Genomic DNA, 21,127 nt, shown 5'->3' with positions numbered 1-21,127 from the left:
CCATAGTTCGATGCTTCGCATCGCCCCGGAATGACGGAGCAAGAAATTTACTGGAACTGCGACTTCTTGTAATAGCCGCTGTCGACCAGCACCTTCTCCCAATTGTCCTTGTAGACCACCACCGGCTTGAGCAGATAGGACGGGACGGTCTTGACGCCGTTCTCGTAGGTCTTGGTGTCGTTGACGGTGACCTCCTTGCCGGCCAGCGCGGCGTCGACCATGTCGGCTGTCACCTTGGCGAGGTCGCGGGTGTCCTTGAAGATGGTCGAATACTGGTCGCCGCGCAGCATGGCCTTGATCGACGGCACTTCGGCATCCTGGCCAGAGATAACAGGCATCGGCTGGTCGGCGCTGCCGTAGCCGACGCCCTTCAGCGAGGAGATGATGCCGATCGAGATGCCGTCATAGGGCGACAGCACGGCGTTTAGCTTCTTGTTGCCGTAGTAGGCGCTGAGCAGATTGTCCATGCGCGCCTGCGCGGTGGCACCGTCCCAGCGCAGGGTTGCGACCTTGTCCATGCCCATCTGGCCCGAGCCGACGACGAGCTTGCCGCTATCGATATAGGGCTTCAGCACGCTCATCGCGCCGTTATAGAAGAAGTAGGCGTTGTTGTCGTCGGGCGAGCCGCCGAACAGCTCGATGTTGAAAGGACCCTTGCCTTCCTTGAGACCGAGGCCTTTTTCGATCGATTGCGCCTGGAGCACGCCGACCTGGAAATTGTCGAAGGTCGCATAATAGTCGACGTTCGGCGTGCCGCGGATCAGGCGGTCATAGGCGATTACCGTGATGCCTTTTGCTTTTGCCTGCTTGAGCACGTCGGACAGCGTGGTGCCGTCGATCGCGGCGATCACCAGCGCCTTGGCGCCCTTGGTCACCATGTTCTCGACCTGCGAGAGCTGGTTCGGAATGTCGTCCTCGGCATATTGCAGGTCGGTATTGTAGCCGCGCTCCTTCAGCACCTTGACCATGTTGTTGCCGTCGTCGATCCAGCGCGCCGACGACTTCGTCGGCATGGCGATGCCGACGGTCGCCTTTTGGGCGAACGCGGTGACGCCTGAGGCCATCGTGGCAGCGCCGGCCAGCGCCAGCGCGAGGAATGTCGTCTTCAGTTTCAGCATGTTTCACTCCCTTGGGTGTCAGACTGTTTCTTCGTGACGTCGAGAACGTGGTCGTGGAATGTCTCTGGTCTCCTATGCGAGCTTGACGTCGGGCTCCGCGCGTCCGCGCGCGGATGCCTCCAGCAAGAAAGTGCAACCGGCTTGCGGATCGGCGGCGCGCGCAGTCGCGTCCATGTCCTGCCAGGCCGAGGTGACGAGCAGGCGCGACAGATCCGGGCCGACAAAGGCGGGGCAGCTCGCCTGCTTTGCCGGCACGCTCAGTGAGCGCAGACGCTCGCCTTGCGGCGAATAGACATCGATCCGGCCCGCGCCCCAGCAGGCATTCCAGATCATTCCGTCGGCATCGCACACTGAGCCATCAAGGCCGCCGATGCCGCTGTGGCGCAACAACACCTCCGGCTCGCCGCGCGGCAGACCCGTCGCAGGATTGAGCGGCACCGCGTAGAGCACGGCGCGTGCGCTGTCGGCGAAATAGCCGGTCGCGCCATCGGGCGCGAAACAGATCGAATTGGGAATGCTGATGCCGGAAAACAGCGTCGAGATCTTGCCGCGATGGAACGCATAGATCGCGCCCGCGCCTGCTTCCGCCCGGCGTCCCATGGTGCCGATCCAGAACGTGCCGGATTGATGCACCCGCGCGTCGTTGGAGCGGGTCCCGGGATTGTCGGCTTCGAGCGGACAGAGCAGCGTCATCGCGCCATCGGCGAGCTTGCGGATGTAGAGACCGTCCTCCGCGACGATCAATTGGCGCGCCGCATCGATGCGTCCGAGCGCGCTCGCCATCCGGCCGAGCGCGTGGACGCGGATGCTCCCGCTGTCGAGCCGCGCCTCGAACAGCAGCCCTTCGCGGATGTCGAACCACCAGGCAGTGTCGGTGGTCACGTCATAAGTCGGCCCTTCGCCCAGATGACAGGGATGGTCCGAGAGCACAGTCGTGGGCACCTGTTCCATCATGGTGACCTCACTGAAAAACGATAGACCGTATGATGGCGGTAGACTTCGCCGGGGTCGAGACGCGGGCTCGGAAAGTCCGGCCGGTTCGGCGCGTCCGGCCAGATGTGAGGCTCCAGGCACATGGCGTCCGATTGACGAATGAGCTTGCCGCCCTTCCCCGAGATCGTGCCATCGAGATAATTGCCGGAATAGACCTGGAGCCCAGGCTGGTCGGTGAGCAGTTCCATGATCCGTCCCGAGCGCGGCGCCTCCAGCCGCGCCGCGAGCTCGAGCTTGCCGTCGCGTCTGAGGCAATAAGTGTGGTCATAGCCTCTGCCGCTCTGCAATTGCTGATCGCTCTCGCGGATGCGCTCGCCGACCGGTCGCGGCTCGCGGAAGTCGAACGGCGTGCCCCCCACCGGCCGTGGCGGCTCCGGCAGCGGAATGGCGGCAGGATCGATCGCGAGGAAATGGTCGGCGGCGACCATCAGCTTATGATCGAGGACGGACGTACCCGACGTCGCGCCCTCGAGATTGAAGAAGCTGTGGTTGGTGAGATTGACGATGGTCGGCCAGTCCGTCCGCGCCTCCATGATGAGCGAGAGTTCGGCCGGGCCCGTGATGCGATAGGTCAGCCGCACGTCGAGCCGGCCGGGATAGTTCTCCTCGCCATGCGGGCTGACACAGATAAGCGTCACCGCGGGTTCGGCGCCCTCGTCGAGGTCCGCAATTTCCCAGAGCTTGCGGTCGAATCCGTCGAGGCCGCCGTGCAGCGCATTGGGGCCGTTGTTGACGGCAAGCTGTACCGTCTCACCGTCGAGCGAAAACTGCCCCTTGGCAATGCGATTGGCGTAGCGGCCGACGGTTGCGCCGAAGAACTTTCGTTCGGCGAGATAGCCGGCGAATGTGTCATGGCCGAGCACCACGTCGTCGTGGCCGCCCTGCACGTCCGGGGCGAACAACGCCTGAAGCACGGCGCCATGGGTGATGATCCGCGCCTCGAAGCCGCCCTGCCCGCGCAGTACGATGCGTTCGACCTTGCGGCCGTCCGGCAGCGTCCCAAAGTCGTCTCTGGTGATTTTTGATGCGGCCATGTTCAATCCACAAACGGCTCCACGATCGTGCGCTTGCCCAGCAGGAAGGCGTCGGCGACGAGACGCAGCGGCGTCAGGTCCATGTCGCTTGCGCCGGTCGCAGCGAGTTCGACGAAGCGCCGGTAGAGGCCGCGATATTCCTCATCGGGCGCCTCGGCAAGCACCTTGCCCTCGACGGACATGCGCGCGCCGCCGCTGGACAGAGTCATCCGGCCCTGATCCGTTTCGACGACAATATCCCAGCTTTGCGGCCCGGTCTGGCGGAAATCGAACTCGGCGGTCACGGGCAGACCGCTGATATCAGTCAGTATCAGGTTCGCCGCGATCGGGGCCTGGCAATTGGCTGGGAAGGCCAGCTCGGCGGCGGTGACGAACACGGGCTTCGGCAGAATCCTGGTGAGGATAGACAGCGCATTGATGCCGGGATCGAACACGCCGAGGCCGCCCGGCTCCCAGATCCAGGCCTGGCCGGGATGCCAGACGCGGACGTCTTCCTTCCAGCTGATCTGCACGGAGGCGATGCGGCGCTCGGCGAGCCATTGCCGCGCCGGCTCGACCGCCGGTGCATGGCGCGAATGCCAGGTCGCAAACAGCGTGCGCTTTGCCTCCGCCGCCATTGCGATCAGCGGATCGAGCTCGGCAACGCCGGTGCCCGGCGGCTTCTCCAGCATGACATGCTTGCCGGCAGCGAGCGCCGCGGCGGCCTGGGCCCGGCGCACCTGTGGCGGCGTACAGAGCGACACGGCATCGATCGGCGGCCCTTTCTCCAGCAGTTCCTCGATGGTGGCAAAATGCGGCAATTCCGGCAGCGACGCGTTGCGGCTGGCGACGGCCGCCAGTGTCGCGCCCGGCACCGCGTCGATCGCGCCGACATGCTGGTCACGCGCGATCTTGCCGAACCCGACGATGGCGATGCGAAGGTCTGTCACGCTCGTTCTCCAGTATCCGCCGACGGCATCGCCCCGGCCGGCGCGGTCTCGATCGCGGCACCCTCATGGCGATGCATTCCGTTGTGAATCACGAAGACCATCGCTTCGGCGGCAGCATCGGCATCGCCGACCGCGATGGCATCGACGATCTTCTGGTGCCACAACAGCACAGTGTCGCGATCCTCCGGCTCGACCGGGGCGCTGAGCAGGAACGATGCGCGCAGGGCGGCCTCGATGACGTGCCCAATCGAGCGCATGAACAAATTGCCCGAGGCACGCGCCACGGCCACGTGAAGCGCGAGATCGGCATCGGCAAAGCCCGCCGAGTCGGACGCCTCACGCCGCATGCGCTCCATGCTGCGCCGAAGTTCGGCGAGATCCTCCTCCGACCGCCGCGCCGCCGCGAGCATGGCCGCACGCGGCTCGACCGCGAGGCGGATTTCGGCGAGATCGTTGAGGAAGCGCTTGTCGATGCCGGCGTCGAGGTGCCAGGCCAGCACATCCGCATCGAACATGTTCCAGGCGCCACGCTCGCGCACGACGGTCCCGACCCGCGCCTTGGTGGTGAGCAGACCCTTGGCGACCAGCGTCTTCACGCTCTCCCGCAGCACCGGCCGCGACACACCGAACATCGCGATCATCTCGGCATCGCCCGGCAGACGCGTGCCTTCCGCATACCGGCCGGCGATGATGTCGACGCCGATCGAACGGGCCACCTCCGCATGGTTGGAGTGAGCCCGCCGCGTCGGGATGACGAGGATGCGAGAGGTCATGACGCCGCTCCTGCGCTCTTGACCACCGGCCGGCGCGCCAGCGCGACCAGCCCCTGCTGCAAGGCGATGAAAGCGAACAGTAGCACGCCGGTCGCGATCTTGGTCCACCAGCTCGACAATGTGCCGTCGAAATTGATGTAGGTCTGGATCAAGCCCTGGATCAGCACGCCGAGGAAGGTGCCGATCACCGAGCCCTGGCCGCCCGTGAGCAGCGTGCCGCCGATCACGACGGCGGCGATGCTGTCGAGCTCGACACCGACAGCGGAGAGCGAATAGCCGGCGCTGGTGTAGAATGAGAAGACGATGCCTGCGATGCCAGCGAGCATGCTCGACAGCATGTAGATCTTGATCGTCATCTTGCCGACGGCAACGCCCATCAGGCTTGCGGTGGTCCGGCTGCCGCCGAGCGCATAGACGTTGGCGCCGAACCGGGTGAGACGCAGAAGCAAGGCGCCGCCGATCACGATCACGAGCATGATGATCGCGATCGCGGTCAGCCGCCCCCCGCCGGGCATCCGCAGCGCGAAGTCCGACACGGTGGAATAGACCGGCGCGGTGATCGGCACCGATTCGGTCGAGAGCAGGAAGCTCGCGCCGCGCGCCAGGAACATGCCGGCCAGCGTGACGATGAAGGGCGGCAGGTCGAAGACATGGATCACCGCACCCATCGCCGCACCAAAGGCTGCCGAGAGCGCGAGAATGGCGACGAAGGCGACCAGTGGCGGCACGCCCCAGCGCTCGATCGCAAGTGCAACGAACACGGTGGTGAAGCCGATCACCGATCCGACCGAAAGATCTATGCCGCCGGAGATGATCACAAATGTCATGCCGGTCGCGACGATGCCGAGGAAGGCGTTGTCGGTGAGGAGGTTTCCTACCACGCGCGTCGACGCAATATTTGGAAACTGCATCGCGCAGAGCGCGAAGCCCGCAACGAGCACGATGGCCGTGATGAGGACGGGCGGCAGGCCTTTCATGCCTTGGTCCTCCGCAGCCGCATGGCAATGCCGGCGAACCCCGACAGTTTCGGTGATTGAAGCAGCAACACCGCCAGCACCACCACCGCCTTGACCAGCAGATTGAACTCCGGCGGATAGCCCGACAGCAGGATGCCGGTATTCATGGTCTGGATGATGAGCGCCCCCAGCACGGCCAGCACGAGGCTGAAACGGCCTCCGAACAACGAGGTACCGCCTATCACGACGGCGAGGATGGCATCGAGCTCGAGCCAGAGACCGGCATTGTTGGCATCGGCACCCATGATGTCGGCCGCCGCGATCACGCCGGCGAGCGCGGCGCACACGCCGCACCAGACGTAGACAGAAAGGATCATGGCGCGCGTGCCGACGCCGGCGAGCTCGCTCGCCCGGGCATTGCCGCCGGTGGCCTCGATCAGGAGGCCGAGCGCCGAGCCGCGCACCACTGCGGCGGTGAGGATCAGCATGCCCAAGGCAATCACGACCGGCACCGGCAGGCCGAGTACCGAGCCATTGCCGAGCCAGACCAGGTCCGGTGAGGAAAAGGTGACGATGCGCCCCTCGGTGATCAGCTGGGCAATGCCGCGTCCCGCCACCATCAGGATCAGCGTCGCCACGATCGGCTGCATGCCGAGCACGGCGACGAGGAAGCCGTTCCACAGACCGCAGACGAGTCCGGCGCCAAGCGCGGCCGCCAGCACGATCGGCAGCCCGTGGCTGTCGGCAAGGCTCGCCGCGATGGCGCCCGAGATCGCCATGACGGCGCCGACTGAGAGATCAATACCGCGCGTCGCGATCACCAGCACCATGCCGAGCGTGAGCAGCGCCACGGGCGTGCCGCGATTGAGCACGTCGATCAGGCTGCCGAACAGCCGCCCGTCCTGCAGGCGCAGGTCGAAGAACTGAGGTGATACGATGCGATCGATCGCCAGGATGACGATCAACGCCAGGACCTGGGCAAGGCCGCGGCGCGGCAGCAGCGCTGTCATGCCCGACCCTCATGCGCAGTCGCGGCGCCATCGGCGGCGATCGCCGCGAGAATGTTGCCAACGTCGATCGCCTCTCCAGCGAGCTCCTCGACATGGGCGCGGTCGCGCAGCACCACGACGCGGTCCGAATAGGTCACGATCTCGTCGAGCTCGGAGGAGATCACCAGCAGCGCCAGGCCCTCGTCGCACAGTTCGCGGATCAGGCGGATGATTTCGGCATGCGCACCGACATCGATGCCGCGGGTCGGCTCGTCCAGCACGAGAAGCCGCGGCGAGGTCGCGAGCCAGCGCGCCAGCAGCACTTTCTGTTGATTGCCGCCGGAGAGCAGGCCCACCGGCCGTTCCGGATCGGCGGGACGGATGTCGAGCATCTTGACGTAGCGGCGCGCGATCTCGTCCTGCTCGCGGCGCGACAGCGGACGATGCAGGCCGCGCTTGGCCTGGAGCGCGAGCACGATATTCTCGCGCACGCTGAGTTCGGCAACAATGCCGTCGGTCTTGCGCTCCTCCGGGCAATAGCCAAAACCGTGGCGCACGCCGTCGCGCGGCGACTGCAGCCGCACCGGCGCGCCTTCCACCGTCGCCTGCCCGCGATCGGCGCGTTCGGCGCCGAACACCAGCCGTGCGGTTTCGGTCCGGCCCGAGCCGAGCAATCCGGCAAGGCCGACGACCTCGCCATGGCGCAGCTCGAGATTGAACGGCGCGATGTAACCGGCCTTGCCGTAACCTTCGAAGCTCGCGCAGATCTCGCGCGCCTTGTGCTCGGTGACGGAAGCCCGCGCGCTGGTGGTCTCTGCAAGCTCGCGACCGAGCATCATGCGGATCAGGTCGAGGCGCGGCAGCGAGACTGTCTCACGCTCGCCGACCAGGCGGCCGTTGCGTAGCACCGTGATGCGGTCGGAGATCTCGTAGACCTGGTCGAGGAAGTGGCTGACGAAGACGATGCCGATGCCGCGCTGAGCGAGCTGGCGCATGATGCCGAAGAGAATCTCGACCTCATGGCGGTCCAGGCTGGCGGTCGGCTCGTCCAGGATCAGCACGCGCGCGGAGAGATCGACGGCGCGCGCGATCGCGGTGACGTGCTGGATCGCCACCGAATAGTTGCCGAGCGACGCGGCGACATCGATATCGAGGCCGAAATCCGCTAGCAGCGCCTTGGCACGGCGGCGCATCTCGCTTTCTCGCACGATGCCGAAGCGCATCGGCTGCCGGTCGAGAAACAGGTTCTGCGCCACCGACAGGTTCGGCACCAGGTTGACTTCCTGGTAGACGGTGGCGATGCCGGCCCCAAGCGCCGCCTTGGCCGAGCGCGGCGCGACCTCTTCACCACCGATCCTGACGATGCCGGCATCGCGCGGGAATACGCCGGTGATCACCTTGATCAGCGTGGACTTGCCGGCGCCGTTCTCGCCGAGCAGCGCATGGATCTCGCCGGCACGCAGCGTGAAGTCGACCTCCTGCAACGCGCGCACCGCACCAAAGCTCTTGCTGATCCCGCGCACCTCCAGCAGCGGCGAAGCAGGATCGGAACTGTTTTCCATCGCGACGTCACTCCCACCGGCGTCCGCTTATGATGCGGATGCCCAGCCTATTCGTTCGCGCAGCGGTTTCGAAGGGGGCCGGACCGCTGGAAGCAGCCCGGCGCATTGCCCGCCTCAGTAACCGAGGCCCTTCTTGCTGTCGTAGATCTTCTGCGGATCGTCGGCGGCGGTATAGAGCTTGGACTCGGTCTGGATCCATTTGGGCGGAACCGTGCCCTTCTCCTTGAACGCCGCAATGGCATCGAGCGCTGGGCCGGCCATGTTCGGGGTCAGCTCGACCGTTGCGTTGGCTTCGCCGGCGGCCATCGCCTTGAAGATGTCGGGGACCGCGTCGATCGAGACCGTGAGGATCTCCTTGCCGGGTTTGAGACCGGCTTCCTTCATGGCCTGGATCGCGCCGACCATCATGTCATCGTTGTGGGCGTAGACCGCGCAGATCGACTTGCCGCCGCCTTCGGCCTTGATGAAGCTTTCCATCACCTCCTTGCCCTTGGCGCGGGTGAAGTCGCCGGTCTGGCTGCGCACCACCTTCAGGTTCGCATGTTTGGCGATGGCGGTGTCGAAACCCTTCTTGCGGTTGGCCGCGACGCTGGCGCCGACCGTGCCCTGCAACTCGACGATGTTGCAGGCCTTCGTCCCGACCGTCTTGGCGAGCCAGTCGCCGGCGACGGCGCCTTCATGCACGCTGTCGGAGGTGACGGCGGTGAGATAGAGGTCCTTGCCGGAAGGGTCGATGTCGCGGTCGAGCAGCACGACCGGGATCTTGGCTTCCTTGGCTTCCTTCAGCACCGACTCCCAGCCGGTCGAGACGACGGGCGCAAGGAAGATGGCATCGACGTTTTGCGCGATGAAAGAGCGGATCGCCTTGATCTGGTTCTCCTGCTTCTGCTGCGCGTCGGCAATCTTGAGATTGACTTTGCGCTTAGCGGCTTCCTGCTTGGAGACCGAAGTCTCGGCCGCGCGCCAGCCGGATTCCGATCCGATCTGCGAGAAGCCGATGGTGAGCTGGGCAGCGCTGGCTGGTAGCGCGAGCAACAAGGCGGCCGCGGCGCTGGCCGCAAAGAGGACTTTAGGGGTCATCAGGCGTGTCTCCCAAGATGTTTATCTGAGATGCCGATTGGTATCATGGCACCCACAGGCCAGCCTTTGGGGCGGCGGAAGGCACTATTTCACGGAAGATGGGTTCCGACTAGTCATATTATTTGACTATTCGACGGAAGACAGAGATCGGCGGGATGGACGGTCTTACGACACGCTCAGAGCGATTTTGTTCCAGCGCTGCAACGGGGAGATGAAAATTATGGGCGGCCAGGATGAGGGAGTCCGCGAGAACGGTGACCGACAGCCTCGCAATCTCCTCCGCATGGGAAGAGTTCTGCGCCTATCGACCAGATCGACTCGTGGAGAGTCCCCTCTCCCGCCACGCTTCGCGTGTCGGCCTTTCCCCGCGTGCGGGGAGAGGCGATGAAACTAGATCAGCTTCCGTTGCGCCAGATTCTTCATCAGCGCGCCGATGCCAAACGTCCAGGGCTCGCACTCGTCACTGGTGCGCATGCGATTGACGAGCTTGCCCAGTTGCGGCGCGGAGATCGTGACGATGTCGTCCCGCTTGTGGGTGAACCCCTGCCCTGGCGCATCGCGATCCTTGACCGGTGCGAACATCGTTCCCAGGAACAGCACGAAGCCGTCAGGGTATTGATGGATCTTGCCGATGGTCTGCGCGACCAGATCAGTCGGATCGCGGCTGATCTTGCTGATCGAGGAATGGCCGTCGAGGACGAAGCCGTCCGTGCCCGTGACATTCAGGCTGATCTCCAGCTTGCGCGCGTCGTCGAGCGTAAAACTGTCGTCGAACAGGCGCAGCAGCGGACCGATTGCGCAGGACGCGTTGTTGTCCTTGGCCTTCGACAGCAGCAGCGCCGAACGGCCTTCGAAATCGCGCAGATTCACGTCGTTGCCGAGCGCTCCGCCGACGATCTTGCCACGGCTGGAGACGAACAGCACCAGTTCGGGCTCCGGATTATTCCAGGTCGATTTCGGATGCAGGCCGGCATCCATGCCGGTGCCGACCGACGACAGCGTCGGCGCCTTGGTGAAGACTTCGGCGTCGGGGCCGATACCGACCTCGAGATACTGGCTCCAGGCGTTCTGATCGATCAGCACCTGCTTCAAGTGCATCGCCTGGTCCGAGCCCGGCTTGAGCTTGGACAGATCGTCGCCGATCAGCCGTGTGACTTCTTTGCGGATCGCCTCGGCGGAGGCCGGGTTGCCCTTGGCGCGCTCCTCGATGACGCGTTCGAGCATCGAGATGGCGAAGGTGACGCCCGCAGCCTTCAATGTCTGGAGATCGACCGGTGCAAGCAACCAAGGCTTTTTCGGGTCACGCCCGTCCGGTGCCGTGTTGGCAACAATTGCTTCGAGATCGCCGATGCGTTCACCCTTGGCCGCAGCAAGCGCCTGGGCGGGATTGTCTTCTTCGCAGAGCGCGCTGATGGTCGGGAATCTGGCGGTGACATCGAACACGCCGTCGCCGCGCACGGCGACCACGGCCGGACCATTGACCTGCGGCAGCCAGACGCGGCCGGCCAATGTTCCCCGCGTGCCATCCTCGGGGAGAAGACCCTTCACAGTCAATGTCGTCATGGCCGGCGTCCTCGCTGTTTCTAAGGACCGGCCGCGCTCGAAGACGGCCGATCGCATTGGCGAAGACCAATAAACGTCTGGCGGGGGAAGTCCAGAGCGGCAACGAGGCCGCTATGCCCCTGCCCGCGCCTTGCGGGCCGCGATCTGCTGCAGCGCCCAGCGTGCGTTCTTGCGGACATCGGGATCGGTATCGTCGGCGATCACGGCCAGGAACGCCTCGCCGTCGGGATGGGCGATCTCGCCGAGCGCGGCGGCCGCCTCCTTGCGCAGGTTCGCCTGGTCATGGTTGACGCAATTGCCAATCGGGCGCACCGCGCGCTCGACCTTCATCTTGCCGAGGCTGCGAATGGCCTTGAGCCGCACCTGCCAGAATTCGTCGGCGAGCGAGCTGACGAGCTGATCGGCCGCGAGCGAACCGTTGGCGTTGAGACCCAGCGTTTCCGCAGCCATCTCGCGGACCATCCAGTCCGGGTCTTTCAGCGCGCGCGTGATCGTCTCTGCCGCGGGCTTCATCTGCGAGAAAGCCAACGCGCTGACCGCGGCGCGGCGGACATGGGCGTCGGGATCGTTGATCAGCGCGGTCAGCGCCGGGATCGATTCCTCAAGCTTCAAGAATCCGATCACGCCGATCGCCTGCACGCGCACGGCGGCGTCAGTGTCCTGGAGTGCTTCCAGCGCCGGCTTGAGCGTATCCTTGCAGCGCAATTCCTTCAGCGCGCGCAGCGCGCCCATGCGGACGAAGGCGTGCGCGTGCTTGACCAGCGGCAGGATGATCCCGGCGCAGGCCGGATCCTTGAACTCGGCCATGCTGTCGGCCGCCGCCGCCGCAACGATCCGCTCTGGGTCGACCAGCAGCTTCACCAGCGCGCTCGCCGCCTCCGGCCCGTCGAACTCGCCGAGCGCCATCGCGACCTGCTGGCGCACGCCGCTGTCGGGATCGGCAACCATCTTGGCGAGATGCGCGACCGCGGCGGGATCGCCGGAATGGCCGAGCGCGATGATGGCGACCCGACGCTCGGCGGGATCGGCCGCCTGCAGCCGCTCGTCAGCGTCTTCGAGGTCGTCATAGGACTCGAACGGGCTCGACATGATCACCTCAACAGATAGGGAATGTTGACGGTGACGGCACCGGTCGGGCAATCGGCTTCGCAGGGCATGCAATACCAACACTCGTCATAGGCCATGTAGGCCTTGTTGGTCATGTCGCTGATGCGCAGGACGTCGAGCGGGCATACGTCGACGCAGACGGTGCAACCCTTGTCAGCGATGCATTTGGCGTCGTCGACGACCACTGGAACCGATGTCTGATAGGACGCGAGAGGCATATGATGTCTCCTGTTGCTGTGTTCTGGTGTGTCAGGCCGAGGCGCGGATGCGCTGCTTGTCGTAGAGATCCTTTTCGTCGTCGGCGATCGGCACGACATAAGGCTCCACGGCGCGCTTCTCGCTGGTCATCTTGCCGTCGCGCTTGGACAGCAGGGTGTGGCAGAACCAGTTCTCGTTGTCCTTCTCCGGGAAATCCGTGCGCCAGTGATAGAGGCCCCAGCGGCTCTCCTCGCGGTAGAGCGAAGCGTGCGCAGCCATGTCGGCGCAATCCATGATCGACTGCACTTCGAGGGCGCGGAGCAGCTCGTGCGCGTTGCGCGCGATCATGCGCTCCTGCATGTCCTCCCGCGCCTCGGCGAGGCGGCGCATCCCGAGCTCGTATTTGCGCGTGACCTTCGGCGGCTGGAGATAGTCGTTGACCAGGCGCCGGGTCTTGTACTCGATCTGGTTCGGCGGAATGCCGTCCTCGCGCTTGGTCGGCGCCATCACGCGCTCGCGCTCCATCGCGACGTCGGCGGCGTCGAACTCCGCGAAGTCATGGCTGTCGGCGAACTCCATCGCATCGATACCGGCGACCGAGCCGTTGGTGAAGGCGCCCAGCATGTAATTGTGCGGCACGCTCGCCATGTCGCCGGCGGCGTAGAGGCCGGGCACGGTGGTGCGGGCATTGTCGTCGACGAACACGCCGGAGGCGCTGTGGCCGGAGCAGAAGCCGATTTCGGAGATGTGCATCTCGATCGACTCGCTGCGGTAGTCGACGCCGCGCCCCTGCTGGAACAGGCCGCGCGTCGGTCGCTCCACCTTGTGCAGCGTGGACTCGATCTCGGAGATGGTGTCGGGATGGAGATGCTTGAGCTGGAGAAACACCGGGCCCTTGCCGGACAGGAGCTCGTTGTAGAACTCCAGCATCATCTGACCCGACCAGTAGTCGCATTCGATGAAGCGCGAGCCCTCGTTGTTCGCCGTATATGCGCCGAAGGGGCCGGCGACATAGGCGCAGGCCGGGCCGTTATAGTCCTTGATCAGCGGGTTGATCTGGAAGCATTCGAGGTTCGCGAGCGCGGCGCCGGCATGATAGGCCATGGCGTAACCGTCGCCGGAATTGGCCGCGTTCTCATAGGTGCCGAACATGTAGCCCGACGTTGGCAGGCCCAGGCGGCCGGCGGCGCCCATGCAGAGGATCACGGCCTTGGCCTTGATCACCAGCATCTCGGCGGTGCGGGTATTGACACTGACGGCCCCCGCGATGCGACCATCGGCGGACTTCAGCAGCCGCGTCGCCATGTAGCGGTTGGAGATCAGGATGCGGGCCCGACGAAGTTGGCGGTACAGCGCCTTCTTCACGGTCTCGCCGTTCGGCATCGGCAGAACGTAGGTGCCGATGTGGTGCACCTTCTTGACGGCGTAGTCGCCGTTCTCGTTCTTCAGGAAGCGGATGCCGAAGCTGTCCAGTTCCTCGATGATCTTGTAGCAGTTCTGCGCGTACTTATAGACCGCCTTCTGATCGACGATGCCGTCATTGGCGATGGTGATTTCCTTGGTGTACTGCTCCGGGGTCGCGTAACCGGGGATGACGGCGTTGTTGAGCCCATCCATACCCATCGAGATCGCGCCGGAGCGCTTGACGTTGGCTTTCTCGAGCAGGACGACATTGGCCTTCGGGTTCTTCAGCTTCGCCTTCAGCGCCGCCATCGGGCCGGCCGTGCCGCCGCCGATCACCAGCACATCGCAGGAAACCTCGGAAAGTCCGTCGACGATCTGATCTAGTGCCATCACTTGCTCCTGGTTCGCCGATAGCCGGCGCCTTTGCATTAGATTTGTTCAGGGAGCTTTCCGGCGATAGCAATTAGTTGTCGCCGGGATGCGATTTGCGCCTCAGCGCTCGACGAAGGCCTTTTCGATGACGAAATGACCGGGCTGGCTATGGTTGCCTTCCGCGAAGCCGCGTGCGGAGAACATGTCGTGCAGCTCCTCCAGCATCGCGGGACTGCCGCACAGCATGATGCGGTCGGTCTCGATATCGAGGCCGGATTGCTCGAGATCGTCAAAAAGCTGGTTCGAGGCGATCAGGTCGGTGATGCGGCCGCGGTTCCGGAACGGCTCGCGGGTGACGGTCGGGTAGTAGACGAGCTTGTCACGGATCAACGGCCCGAAGAATTCGTGATTGCGCAGACCATCGACGACGTGCTCGCCATAGGCAAGCTCGGAGACCTGGCGGCAGCCATGGGCGAGCACGATGGTCTCGTAGTTCTCGTAGACGTCGGGGTCCTTGATCAGGCTGGCGAAGGGCGCAAGGCCCGTTCCGGTCGAGAGCAGCAGCAGGCGCTTTCCCGGAATGAGATTGCCGGTGATCAGCGTCCCCGTCGCCTTGCGGCCGACCAGGATGATATCGCCTTCCCTGATCTTCTGCAGGCGCGAGGTCAGCGGGCCGTCCTGAACCTTGATCGAGAAGAATTCGAGCGCCTCCTCGTGGTTGGCGCTGGCCATGCTGTAGGCCCGCATCAAGGGCTTGCCTTCGACCTCCAGGCCGATCATCGCGAACTGACCGTTCTGGAAACGAAAACCGGGATCGCGCGTCGCGGTGAAGCTGAACAGGGACTCGGTCCAGTGCCTGACCGACAGAACCGTTTCCTTCTGAAATGCACTCATGCTCTCTCCTTCGATCGATGGCGCAGAAGGTTTCCAAGAGCAGCGAGTCCGGCAATGCGGAAGTGGAATTCCCGGTCGATTAGTTTCACATTTCGCGAGCGATGACTGAAGAAGGCACGCGATCCGGCCTGCGCCGGCAATTAGTTGCTATTCGTATGCGCCCGCACCGACGTAGATAGAAGTCGGAGGTTCGTCATGACCATGACCTTGCTGGCACCTGCTGTCGCCGACTATGAAGCCAGCGCCGATCTCGCCGCGCTGCTGGTCCGCACCCCACAGGACGACGCGCTCAGCGTTTCTGCCGAAACACTCCGCCTCTCCTGCAAATGCGCCCACTGCACCCGCGCACGCTTCGATGGCCGCTTTCCTGAAGCATTTCCCGGCATTGCCATAACCGAGATCGGCGACCTCGGTTACGGGCTGAACATCTCGTTCTCGGATGGGCATAACCGCGGCATTTACCCGAAGTCCTATCTGCTCAGCCTGGCCGGGAGTTTGCCCCCATAACTTAGTCGTCATTCCGGGGCGCCCGGAGGGCGAGCCCGGAATCCGTAGCCCCGGCTCGTGGTTATGGATTCCGGGCCTGCGCGCTTTGCGCCATCCCGGAATGACGCAGAAAGTGAATCGCTCCCCATCTGGCACGGACATTGCTCCTCTTTAGAACGATTTGAACGTTCCGGAGGCAGACGATGTTGCAGGCCGCCAATGTGGTTCGTGGGCCCATTCCCCCGGCAGTCCGATCCGCCGGCAGCTCCTCGCTGCTGCTCACCGAAAACCAGCAATGGATCGGCGGGCCGCCGCCACTGATGGACAAGCTCTCTCCGCGCGAGCGGGAGCTGGTGCTCAAGCAGGGCCGCCGCAAGGTGCTCAACCGCGGCCAGACGCTGTTCAGCCAGGGCGGCAGGCATGACGGCATCTGGCTGATCGAGAGCGGCCGCATCCGGGTGTTCTACACCTCGCCGCTCGGACGCGAGATCACGCTCGCTTATTGGCATGTCGGCAATTTCGTCGGCGGGCCCGAAGTATTCGAAGGCACCGTGCATCAATGGTCCGGCGTCGCGTCCAGCAATTGCAGCGTGGTGCATCTGCCCGGGAAGGAGTTACGATCACTTGCCGCAGAAATCCCGAACCTCGCGATCGGTCTCATTGAAGGCCTCACCTTCAAGGGCAAGTGCTATTCGGCGCTGGCGCAGATGCTGGGAACGCGCTCGATCACGCAGCGGCTTGCGCACCTGTTGCTGCACCTCGTGGAGCTCTATGGCGTCGACGACGCCGACGGCACGGTGATCGCCGCAGCCTTCACCCACGCTGACATCGCCCACATGGTTGGCGCCACAAGGCAATGGGTCACGATCAGCTTGAAGCGCATGCAGGAGAAGGGAATCGTGCTGACCAAGCGGTCGCAGATCGTGATCTGCCGGACCGACGTACTGGAGGAGATGCGCGGTCACGCAGCTGACTAGACGAATTTGCGGCCAAGCCCGGTGCACAGGCAAGCGGCTTTATAGTGCAGGACTGCCCAAGGAGTATGCAATCAGAGTTTCCCGGCAACTAATCGACTGCGACAGCCACTCCGGATTTGCCCTGCCTGCGCCCTCACCCAATCATGGCAACCACAGCACATCCAACCGAATGAGGATGAGAATGGTCCGCCATCTTCCCACGCTCTCGATCGCGATGTCGGTGACGTCGCTGGCGCTATTCGTCACGCAACCGGCCTCGGCGGAAACCGTCACGCTCGGCATCGGAACGCAGGACACCACGACCAACACGGTGACCGCCGGCGTCGTCATCCGCCAATTGCGTCTCCTGGAAAAATACCTGCCGAAGGACGGAAAATACGCCAACATCAAGTTCGAGCTGGAGTGGCAGAATTTCACCTCCGGTCCACCCGTCACCAATGCGATGATGGCGAACAAGCTCCAGATCGGCATGATGGGCGACTATCCGCTGATCGTGAACGGCTTCACCTTCGAGAGCAATCCGGAGAGCAAGAGCCGGCTGATCGGCATTGCCGCCTATAGCTTGTCCGGCTCCGGCAATGGCCTCGTCGTCCACAAGGACTCGCCCTACTACGATCTCGCCGATCTCAAGGGCAAGCTCGTCAGCGTCCCCTTCGGCTCCGCTGCGCACGGCATGGTTCTGAAGGCGATGCAGGACCGTGGCTATGCATCCGACTTCTTCCAGCTCGTCAGCCAGAGCCCCGAGGTCGGCTCGACCAACCTCCAGGAGAAAAAGATCGACGCGCACGCCGACTTCGTGCCCTTCGCCGAGCTGCTGCCGTTCCGCGGCTTCGCGCGAAAGATCTTTGACGGCGTCGAGACGAACCTGCCGACTTTCCACGGCATCGTCGTCCGCACCGACTTCGCCGAGAAGTATCCCGAGGTCGTCGTCGCCTACTTCAAGGCGCTGATCGCCGCCAACCAGTGGCTGCGCGAGGATCCGAAGCTTGCCGCAGAAAAGATCCAGCAGTGGACCGGCATCAACAAGGAAGTCGTCTACATCTTCCTCGGCCCCGGCGGCAACATGACCACCGATCCCTCGATCAAGCCGGCGCTGATCGATGCCGCAACCGCCGACGTCAAGGTGCTGCAGAACCTCGGTCGCATGAAGGAATTCGATCCCAGGAAGTGGGTCGACGACAGCTACGTCCGCAAGGCCTATGCCGAGATGACGCTCGACTATGACACGCAGCTTGCGAGCACCAGGAACTATGAGGTCTCCGGCGAGGATGCCTTCTGCAAGAAGCCGATCACCGACCCGCGCAAGGCCGGCGAGGTCTGGGTCGACGATGCCGGCATCATGCCCTTCTCGTCAGCCAGTTGCACGCTCGGCGCCTATGCCGACTACAAGGCCAAAGGCAAGAAGATCAACGTCGCTTACGTCTTCGATACGACCCGGGGTATCAAGCTGTTCGCCGACCAGGCCTTCTTCGCGGTCGGCAATGGCGATGTCGCGCCGTTCCTGCTGAAGAAGGACGCCGAAGCATACGCGGCCAAGATCAGCGGCAAGGTGCTCGGCTTCGACGACGCGGTAAAAGCGGTAGTCGGCGGAGGCAAGACGTGAGCAGTCCCGCCCTCGTCAGACATCCCGAGGATAGCATGCCGGCAACAGCCATTGCAGAGGCGGGCCGCGGGCCCGCCGCCACACCGCTCGCAACCCCCGCCTCCTTCGGTACGATCGCGCTGCGCTGGTACCGGCTCAACCAGGGCCGGCTGCGCGCCACCGCGATCGGCATCGCCTCGCTGATCGCCTTCCTCCTGGTCTGGCATCTGCTCACGACCTATCGCGTCGTGTTCTTCGTGCGCTTCACCAACGTGCCCTCGCCGCTCGCGGTCTATGCGAGCTTCACCACGGCGATCCACGACCCCAAATTCCTGATGCATATCCTGCTGAGCTGCCGGCGCATCTTCATCGGCTTCTCACTCGCAGCCATCGTCGGCGTGCCGCTCGGCCTGATCATGGGGCGATTCAAGCTGCTGCACGAGGTGATCTTCCCGGTCGCCGAAGTGCTGCGGCCGATCCCGGCAATCGCCTGGGTGCCGATGGCCATCATGCTGTGGCCGACCAACGAGCAGAGCATCGTCTTCATCACCTTCCTCGGCTCGTTCTTCCCGATCCTGGTCAACACGCTGCACGGCATGTCGCTGGTCGATCCCGTTCTGGTTCGCGCCGCGCAATGTCTCGGTGCGCGCGAGCGGTCGATCTTCCGCGAGGTGTATTTTCCGGCCTCCCTGCCGCACATTTTCACCGGCCTTACCGTCGGCATGGGCGTCGCATGGGTGTCGCTGATCGCCGCCGAGATGATCTCCGGTCAATACGGCATCGGCTATTTCACCTGGGAAGCCTATTCGCTGGTCCAGTATGCCGACATCGCGCTCGGCATGATCGCAATCGGCGTGCTCGGTCTCGGATCGAGCCTGCTTATCAGGGGCGCGGGACAGTTGGTGATGCCGTGGAGGTCGACATGAGTGAGGTGCTTGCGAACACGTCGAAGGGCCACATCGAGGTCAGGAACTTCTCCCTCGCCTACGAGACGATCGAGGGACCCGTTCAGGCCGTCACGGATACGCAGATCCAAGTGAGGCCCGGCGAGTTCGTTTCGATCGTCGGCCCCTCCGGCTGCGGAAAATCGACGCTGCTCAACGCGGTCGCAGGCTTCCTCAAGCCGACAACGGGCATCGTCACCGTCGATGGCGAGCGCGTCAATGGCCCCAGCGCCGAGCGCGGCATGGTGTTCCAGCAGTATTCGCTGTTCCCCTGGAAGACGGTGCGGGAGAACGTCGAGTTCGGCCTGAAGATGCGCGGCATGCCACGCTCGCAGCGCGAACGCGCCGCGCGCACGCTGCTGGGGCTCGCGGGGCTCGAGGCGTTCGAGAAGCACTATCCGGAAAAGCTGTCCGGCGGCATGAAGCAGCGCGTCGGCATCGTCCGCGCGCTCGCCACGGGACCGAAGGTCCTGCTGCTGGATGAGCCCTTCGGTGCGCTCGACGCGCAGACCCGCGTCATCATGCAGCAGATCCTCACCAACATGTGGCAGCGGCTGAAGATCTCGGTGCTGTTCGTCACCCACGATATCGACGAGGCGATCTTCCTCTCCGACCGCGTCTACTGTATGACCGCGCGGCCCGGCTCGATCAAGGCGGAGATCCCGATCCCGCTGGAGCGGCCGCGGCAGCAATCGATGATGATGTCGTCGGAGTTCCTGGCGCTTCGCCGCGGGCTGATGTCGCTGATCCGCGAGGAGAGCCTGAAGGCGATGGGCGGCGAGATCAACGACACGGGCATGCAGGGCCTGAACATCGAGTTGCACGGCCATTCGCTCGCGGATGTGATCTAGAGCATGATCCGGAAAAGTGTGCAGCGGTTTTCCGGAAAGATCATGCTCAAACAATAAACTAAAGCGCGATGACGATTCACCCTAATCTCATCGCGCTTTAGGCGCCGCCGACACACTTGATTTCGCAGGGCAGGCGAAGCGACGCGTGCCCACCATCCTCACCACGAATGTGGATGCACGGCGGGCACGACGCATTCGCGCCTTTGCCCACCGTAGGACTATCTTGTTCCAATCACTTAAACCAATGCACCAGCGCGAGGCTGATGCCGAGCAGTAGCAGCAGCGAGAGCGTGACGGCTGCCGTCACCCTGCCTCCGACATTGGCGAGCACGCGGACGTCGACGCCTAGGCCGAGTGCGGCCATCGACACCACGGTGAGAAAACCGGTGATCTTCGTCACGGGACCGACCACCATCGCCGGCACGATCTCGAGCGAGCGCAAGGTCGCCAGCGCGAGAAAACCGAGGATGAACCACGGAACCAGGCGGAAAAAGCCGACATTGGTCTTCTTGGCATCGCTCTGCCAGCGCGAGGCAATGAGGGAAAGGCCGACAACGACGGGCCCGAGCATCAGGACGCGCATCAGCTTGACGAGCGTGCCGATCTGGGTCGAGACGAGACCGGCCGGCACGGTTGCGGCCAGCACCTGCGGCACCGCATAGACCGTGAGGCCCGCGAGGATGCCGTATTGCGTGGCCGACAATTGCAGCAGCGGGATCAGGAGCGGCAGTCCGAGCACCATCATCACGCCGAGGATGGCGGTGAAGGAGATCGAGGATGCGATCTCCTCGTTGTTGGCGCCGATAATGGGCGCCACGGCAGCGATCGCCGAATTGCCGCAAATCGAGTTGCCGCAGGCGATCAGGATCGACAGGCGTGTCGACAGACCCAACAGACGGCTGAGGCCGAAGGAGGCACATAGCGCGATCACGACGACGGCCGCGATCGAGACGAGGAGCGCGATGCCCGAGGCGGCGATCGCGGCAAAGCTGATCGAGGCTCCCAGCAGCATGACCGCGACCTCGAGCAGCTGTTTCGCGCTGAAGGCGATCCCGGTCTGCCACCGGGGCGCCGGCTTCCAGAAGCTGCGGAGCGCCATTCCGAGCAGGATCGCCATGACGAGTGCTTCGACATAGGGATGCTCGAACATACCCAGTTCGGCGCGCTCCAGCAGGGCGGAGACGCCGGCGATCAGAACGCAAAGGAGAATGCCGGGAATCAGCGCCGCAATGCGGCTTGCGGCTGTGGCCGGCTTGGCGTCGGCCGGGCTGGATGCTTGATTCTGCGACACAAATTTCTCCCTGAGGAGAAGGAT

20 protein-coding genes are annotated in these 21,127 nt (G+C 64.1%); 5 read left to right on the top strand and 15 right to left on the bottom strand.

Going from position 1 to position 21,127, the window contains the following annotated elements; genetic code table 11:
• Positions 1 to 47: 47 nt before the first annotated feature.
• From chvE to ABIG06_RS25395, 14 genes are all read right to left on the bottom strand, one after another.
• Entirely contained in the window at positions 48 to 1,118 is a 1,071-nt protein-coding gene (gene chvE / locus ABIG06_RS25460; RefSeq protein WP_370139036.1) for a multiple monosaccharide ABC transporter substrate-binding protein, read from the bottom strand.
• A gap of 72 nt (positions 1,119 to 1,190) precedes the next feature.
• Complete coding sequence (locus ABIG06_RS25455; RefSeq protein WP_370140906.1) at positions 1,191 to 2,069, bottom strand: SMP-30/gluconolactonase/LRE family protein; 879 nt, start codon at positions 2,067 to 2,069, stop codon at positions 1,191 to 1,193.
• Entirely contained in the window at positions 2,069 to 3,145 is a 1,077-nt protein-coding gene (locus ABIG06_RS25450; protein ID WP_370139035.1) for an aldose epimerase family protein, read from the bottom strand. Before ABIG06_RS25450 ends, ABIG06_RS25455 begins: the two co-directional genes overlap by 1 nt.
• A 2-nt stretch (positions 3,146 to 3,147) precedes the next feature.
• Positions 3,148 to 4,074, bottom strand: coding sequence for a Gfo/Idh/MocA family protein (locus ABIG06_RS25445; RefSeq protein WP_370139034.1), 927 nt, complete (start codon positions 4,072 to 4,074; stop codon positions 3,148 to 3,150).
• Positions 4,071 to 4,847 carry a FadR/GntR family transcriptional regulator gene (locus ABIG06_RS25440; protein ID WP_370139033.1) on the bottom strand — a complete coding sequence of 259 codons (777 nt, stop codon included), beginning with the start codon at positions 4,845 to 4,847 and terminating at the stop codon, positions 4,071 to 4,073. Before ABIG06_RS25440 ends, ABIG06_RS25445 begins: the two co-directional genes overlap by 4 nt.
• Complete coding sequence (gene yjfF / locus ABIG06_RS25435) at positions 4,844 to 5,824, bottom strand: galactofuranose ABC transporter, permease protein YjfF (protein WP_370139032.1); 981 nt, start codon at positions 5,822 to 5,824, stop codon at positions 4,844 to 4,846. The genes ABIG06_RS25440 and yjfF overlap by 4 nt, the downstream gene beginning before the upstream one ends.
• Positions 5,821 to 6,813, bottom strand: coding sequence for an ABC transporter permease (locus tag ABIG06_RS25430; protein WP_370139031.1), 993 nt, complete (start codon positions 6,811 to 6,813; stop codon positions 5,821 to 5,823). The genes yjfF and ABIG06_RS25430 overlap by 4 nt, the downstream gene beginning before the upstream one ends.
• On the bottom strand, positions 6,810 to 8,354 hold the full coding sequence (locus ABIG06_RS25425) for a sugar ABC transporter ATP-binding protein (RefSeq protein WP_370139030.1): 1,545 nt from the start codon (positions 8,352 to 8,354) through the stop codon (positions 6,810 to 6,812). The genes ABIG06_RS25430 and ABIG06_RS25425 overlap by 4 nt, the downstream gene beginning before the upstream one ends.
• Positions 8,355 to 8,468: 114 nt before the next feature.
• Positions 8,469 to 9,434 (bottom strand): galactofuranose ABC transporter, galactofuranose-binding protein YtfQ, encoded by a 966-nt coding sequence (gene ytfQ, locus ABIG06_RS25420; RefSeq protein ID WP_370139029.1) that lies wholly within the window; start codon positions 9,432 to 9,434, stop codon positions 8,469 to 8,471.
• Positions 9,435 to 9,824: 390 nt separating this feature from the next.
• Positions 9,825 to 10,997 carry a fumarylacetoacetate hydrolase family protein gene (locus ABIG06_RS25415; protein WP_370139028.1) on the bottom strand — a complete coding sequence of 391 codons (1,173 nt, stop codon included), beginning with the start codon at positions 10,995 to 10,997 and terminating at the stop codon, positions 9,825 to 9,827.
• Between the two features lie 111 nt (positions 10,998 to 11,108).
• Positions 11,109 to 12,086, bottom strand: coding sequence for a HEAT repeat domain-containing protein (locus ABIG06_RS25410; RefSeq protein ID WP_370139027.1), 978 nt, complete (start codon positions 12,084 to 12,086; stop codon positions 11,109 to 11,111).
• A gap of 2 nt (positions 12,087 to 12,088) precedes the next feature.
• Positions 12,089 to 12,322 (bottom strand): 4Fe-4S dicluster domain-containing protein, encoded by a 234-nt coding sequence (locus tag ABIG06_RS25405; protein ID WP_007593252.1) that lies wholly within the window; start codon positions 12,320 to 12,322, stop codon positions 12,089 to 12,091.
• Positions 12,323 to 12,353: 31 nt separating this feature from the next.
• Entirely contained in the window at positions 12,354 to 14,096 is a 1,743-nt protein-coding gene (locus tag ABIG06_RS25400) for a fumarate reductase/succinate dehydrogenase flavoprotein subunit (RefSeq protein WP_370139026.1), read from the bottom strand.
• Positions 14,097 to 14,198: 102 nt separating this feature from the next.
• Entirely contained in the window at positions 14,199 to 14,972 is a 774-nt protein-coding gene (locus tag ABIG06_RS25395; RefSeq protein ID WP_370139025.1) for a ferredoxin--NADP reductase, read from the bottom strand.
• A gap of 201 nt (positions 14,973 to 15,173) precedes the next feature.
• Between ABIG06_RS25395 and ABIG06_RS25390 the strand changes: the two genes are divergently transcribed.
• The 5 genes from ABIG06_RS25390 to ABIG06_RS25370 all read left to right on the top strand — a co-directional run bounded on the left by ABIG06_RS25390 (position 15,174) and on the right by ABIG06_RS25370 (position 19,812).
• On the top strand, positions 15,174 to 15,479 hold the full coding sequence (locus tag ABIG06_RS25390; RefSeq protein WP_370140905.1) for a gamma-butyrobetaine hydroxylase-like domain-containing protein: 306 nt from the start codon (positions 15,174 to 15,176) through the stop codon (positions 15,477 to 15,479).
• 182 nt (positions 15,480 to 15,661) lie between these two features.
• Positions 15,662 to 16,435: a Crp/Fnr family transcriptional regulator gene (locus ABIG06_RS25385; protein ID WP_370139024.1), complete on the top strand. Its 774-nt coding sequence runs from the start codon at positions 15,662 to 15,664 to the stop codon at positions 16,433 to 16,435.
• Between the two features lie 181 nt (positions 16,436 to 16,616).
• Entirely contained in the window at positions 16,617 to 18,038 is a 1,422-nt protein-coding gene (locus ABIG06_RS25380) for an ABC transporter substrate-binding protein (RefSeq protein WP_370139023.1), read from the top strand.
• Positions 18,035 to 18,943, top strand: coding sequence for an ABC transporter permease (locus tag ABIG06_RS25375; RefSeq protein ID WP_370139022.1), 909 nt, complete (start codon positions 18,035 to 18,037; stop codon positions 18,941 to 18,943). Before ABIG06_RS25380 ends, ABIG06_RS25375 begins: the two co-directional genes overlap by 4 nt.
• Positions 18,940 to 19,812, top strand: a complete 873-nt coding sequence (locus ABIG06_RS25370) for an ABC transporter ATP-binding protein (protein ID WP_370139021.1) — start codon at positions 18,940 to 18,942, stop codon at positions 19,810 to 19,812. The genes ABIG06_RS25375 and ABIG06_RS25370 overlap by 4 nt, the downstream gene beginning before the upstream one ends.
• 232 nt (positions 19,813 to 20,044) lie before the next feature.
• Here the strand turns inward: ABIG06_RS25370 and ABIG06_RS25365 are convergent, their stop codons facing one another.
• Entirely contained in the window at positions 20,045 to 21,103 is a 1,059-nt protein-coding gene (locus ABIG06_RS25365) for a YeiH family protein (RefSeq protein WP_370139020.1), read from the bottom strand.
• Positions 21,104 to 21,127: the final 24 nt, after the last annotated feature.

This window comes from Bradyrhizobium sp. USDA 326 (assembly GCF_049739485.1).
Lineage (GTDB): Bacteria > Pseudomonadota > Alphaproteobacteria > Rhizobiales > Xanthobacteraceae > Bradyrhizobium.
Note: the sequence above shows the minus strand (reverse complement) of the source record. Positions and strands in the feature narration are given on the sequence as shown.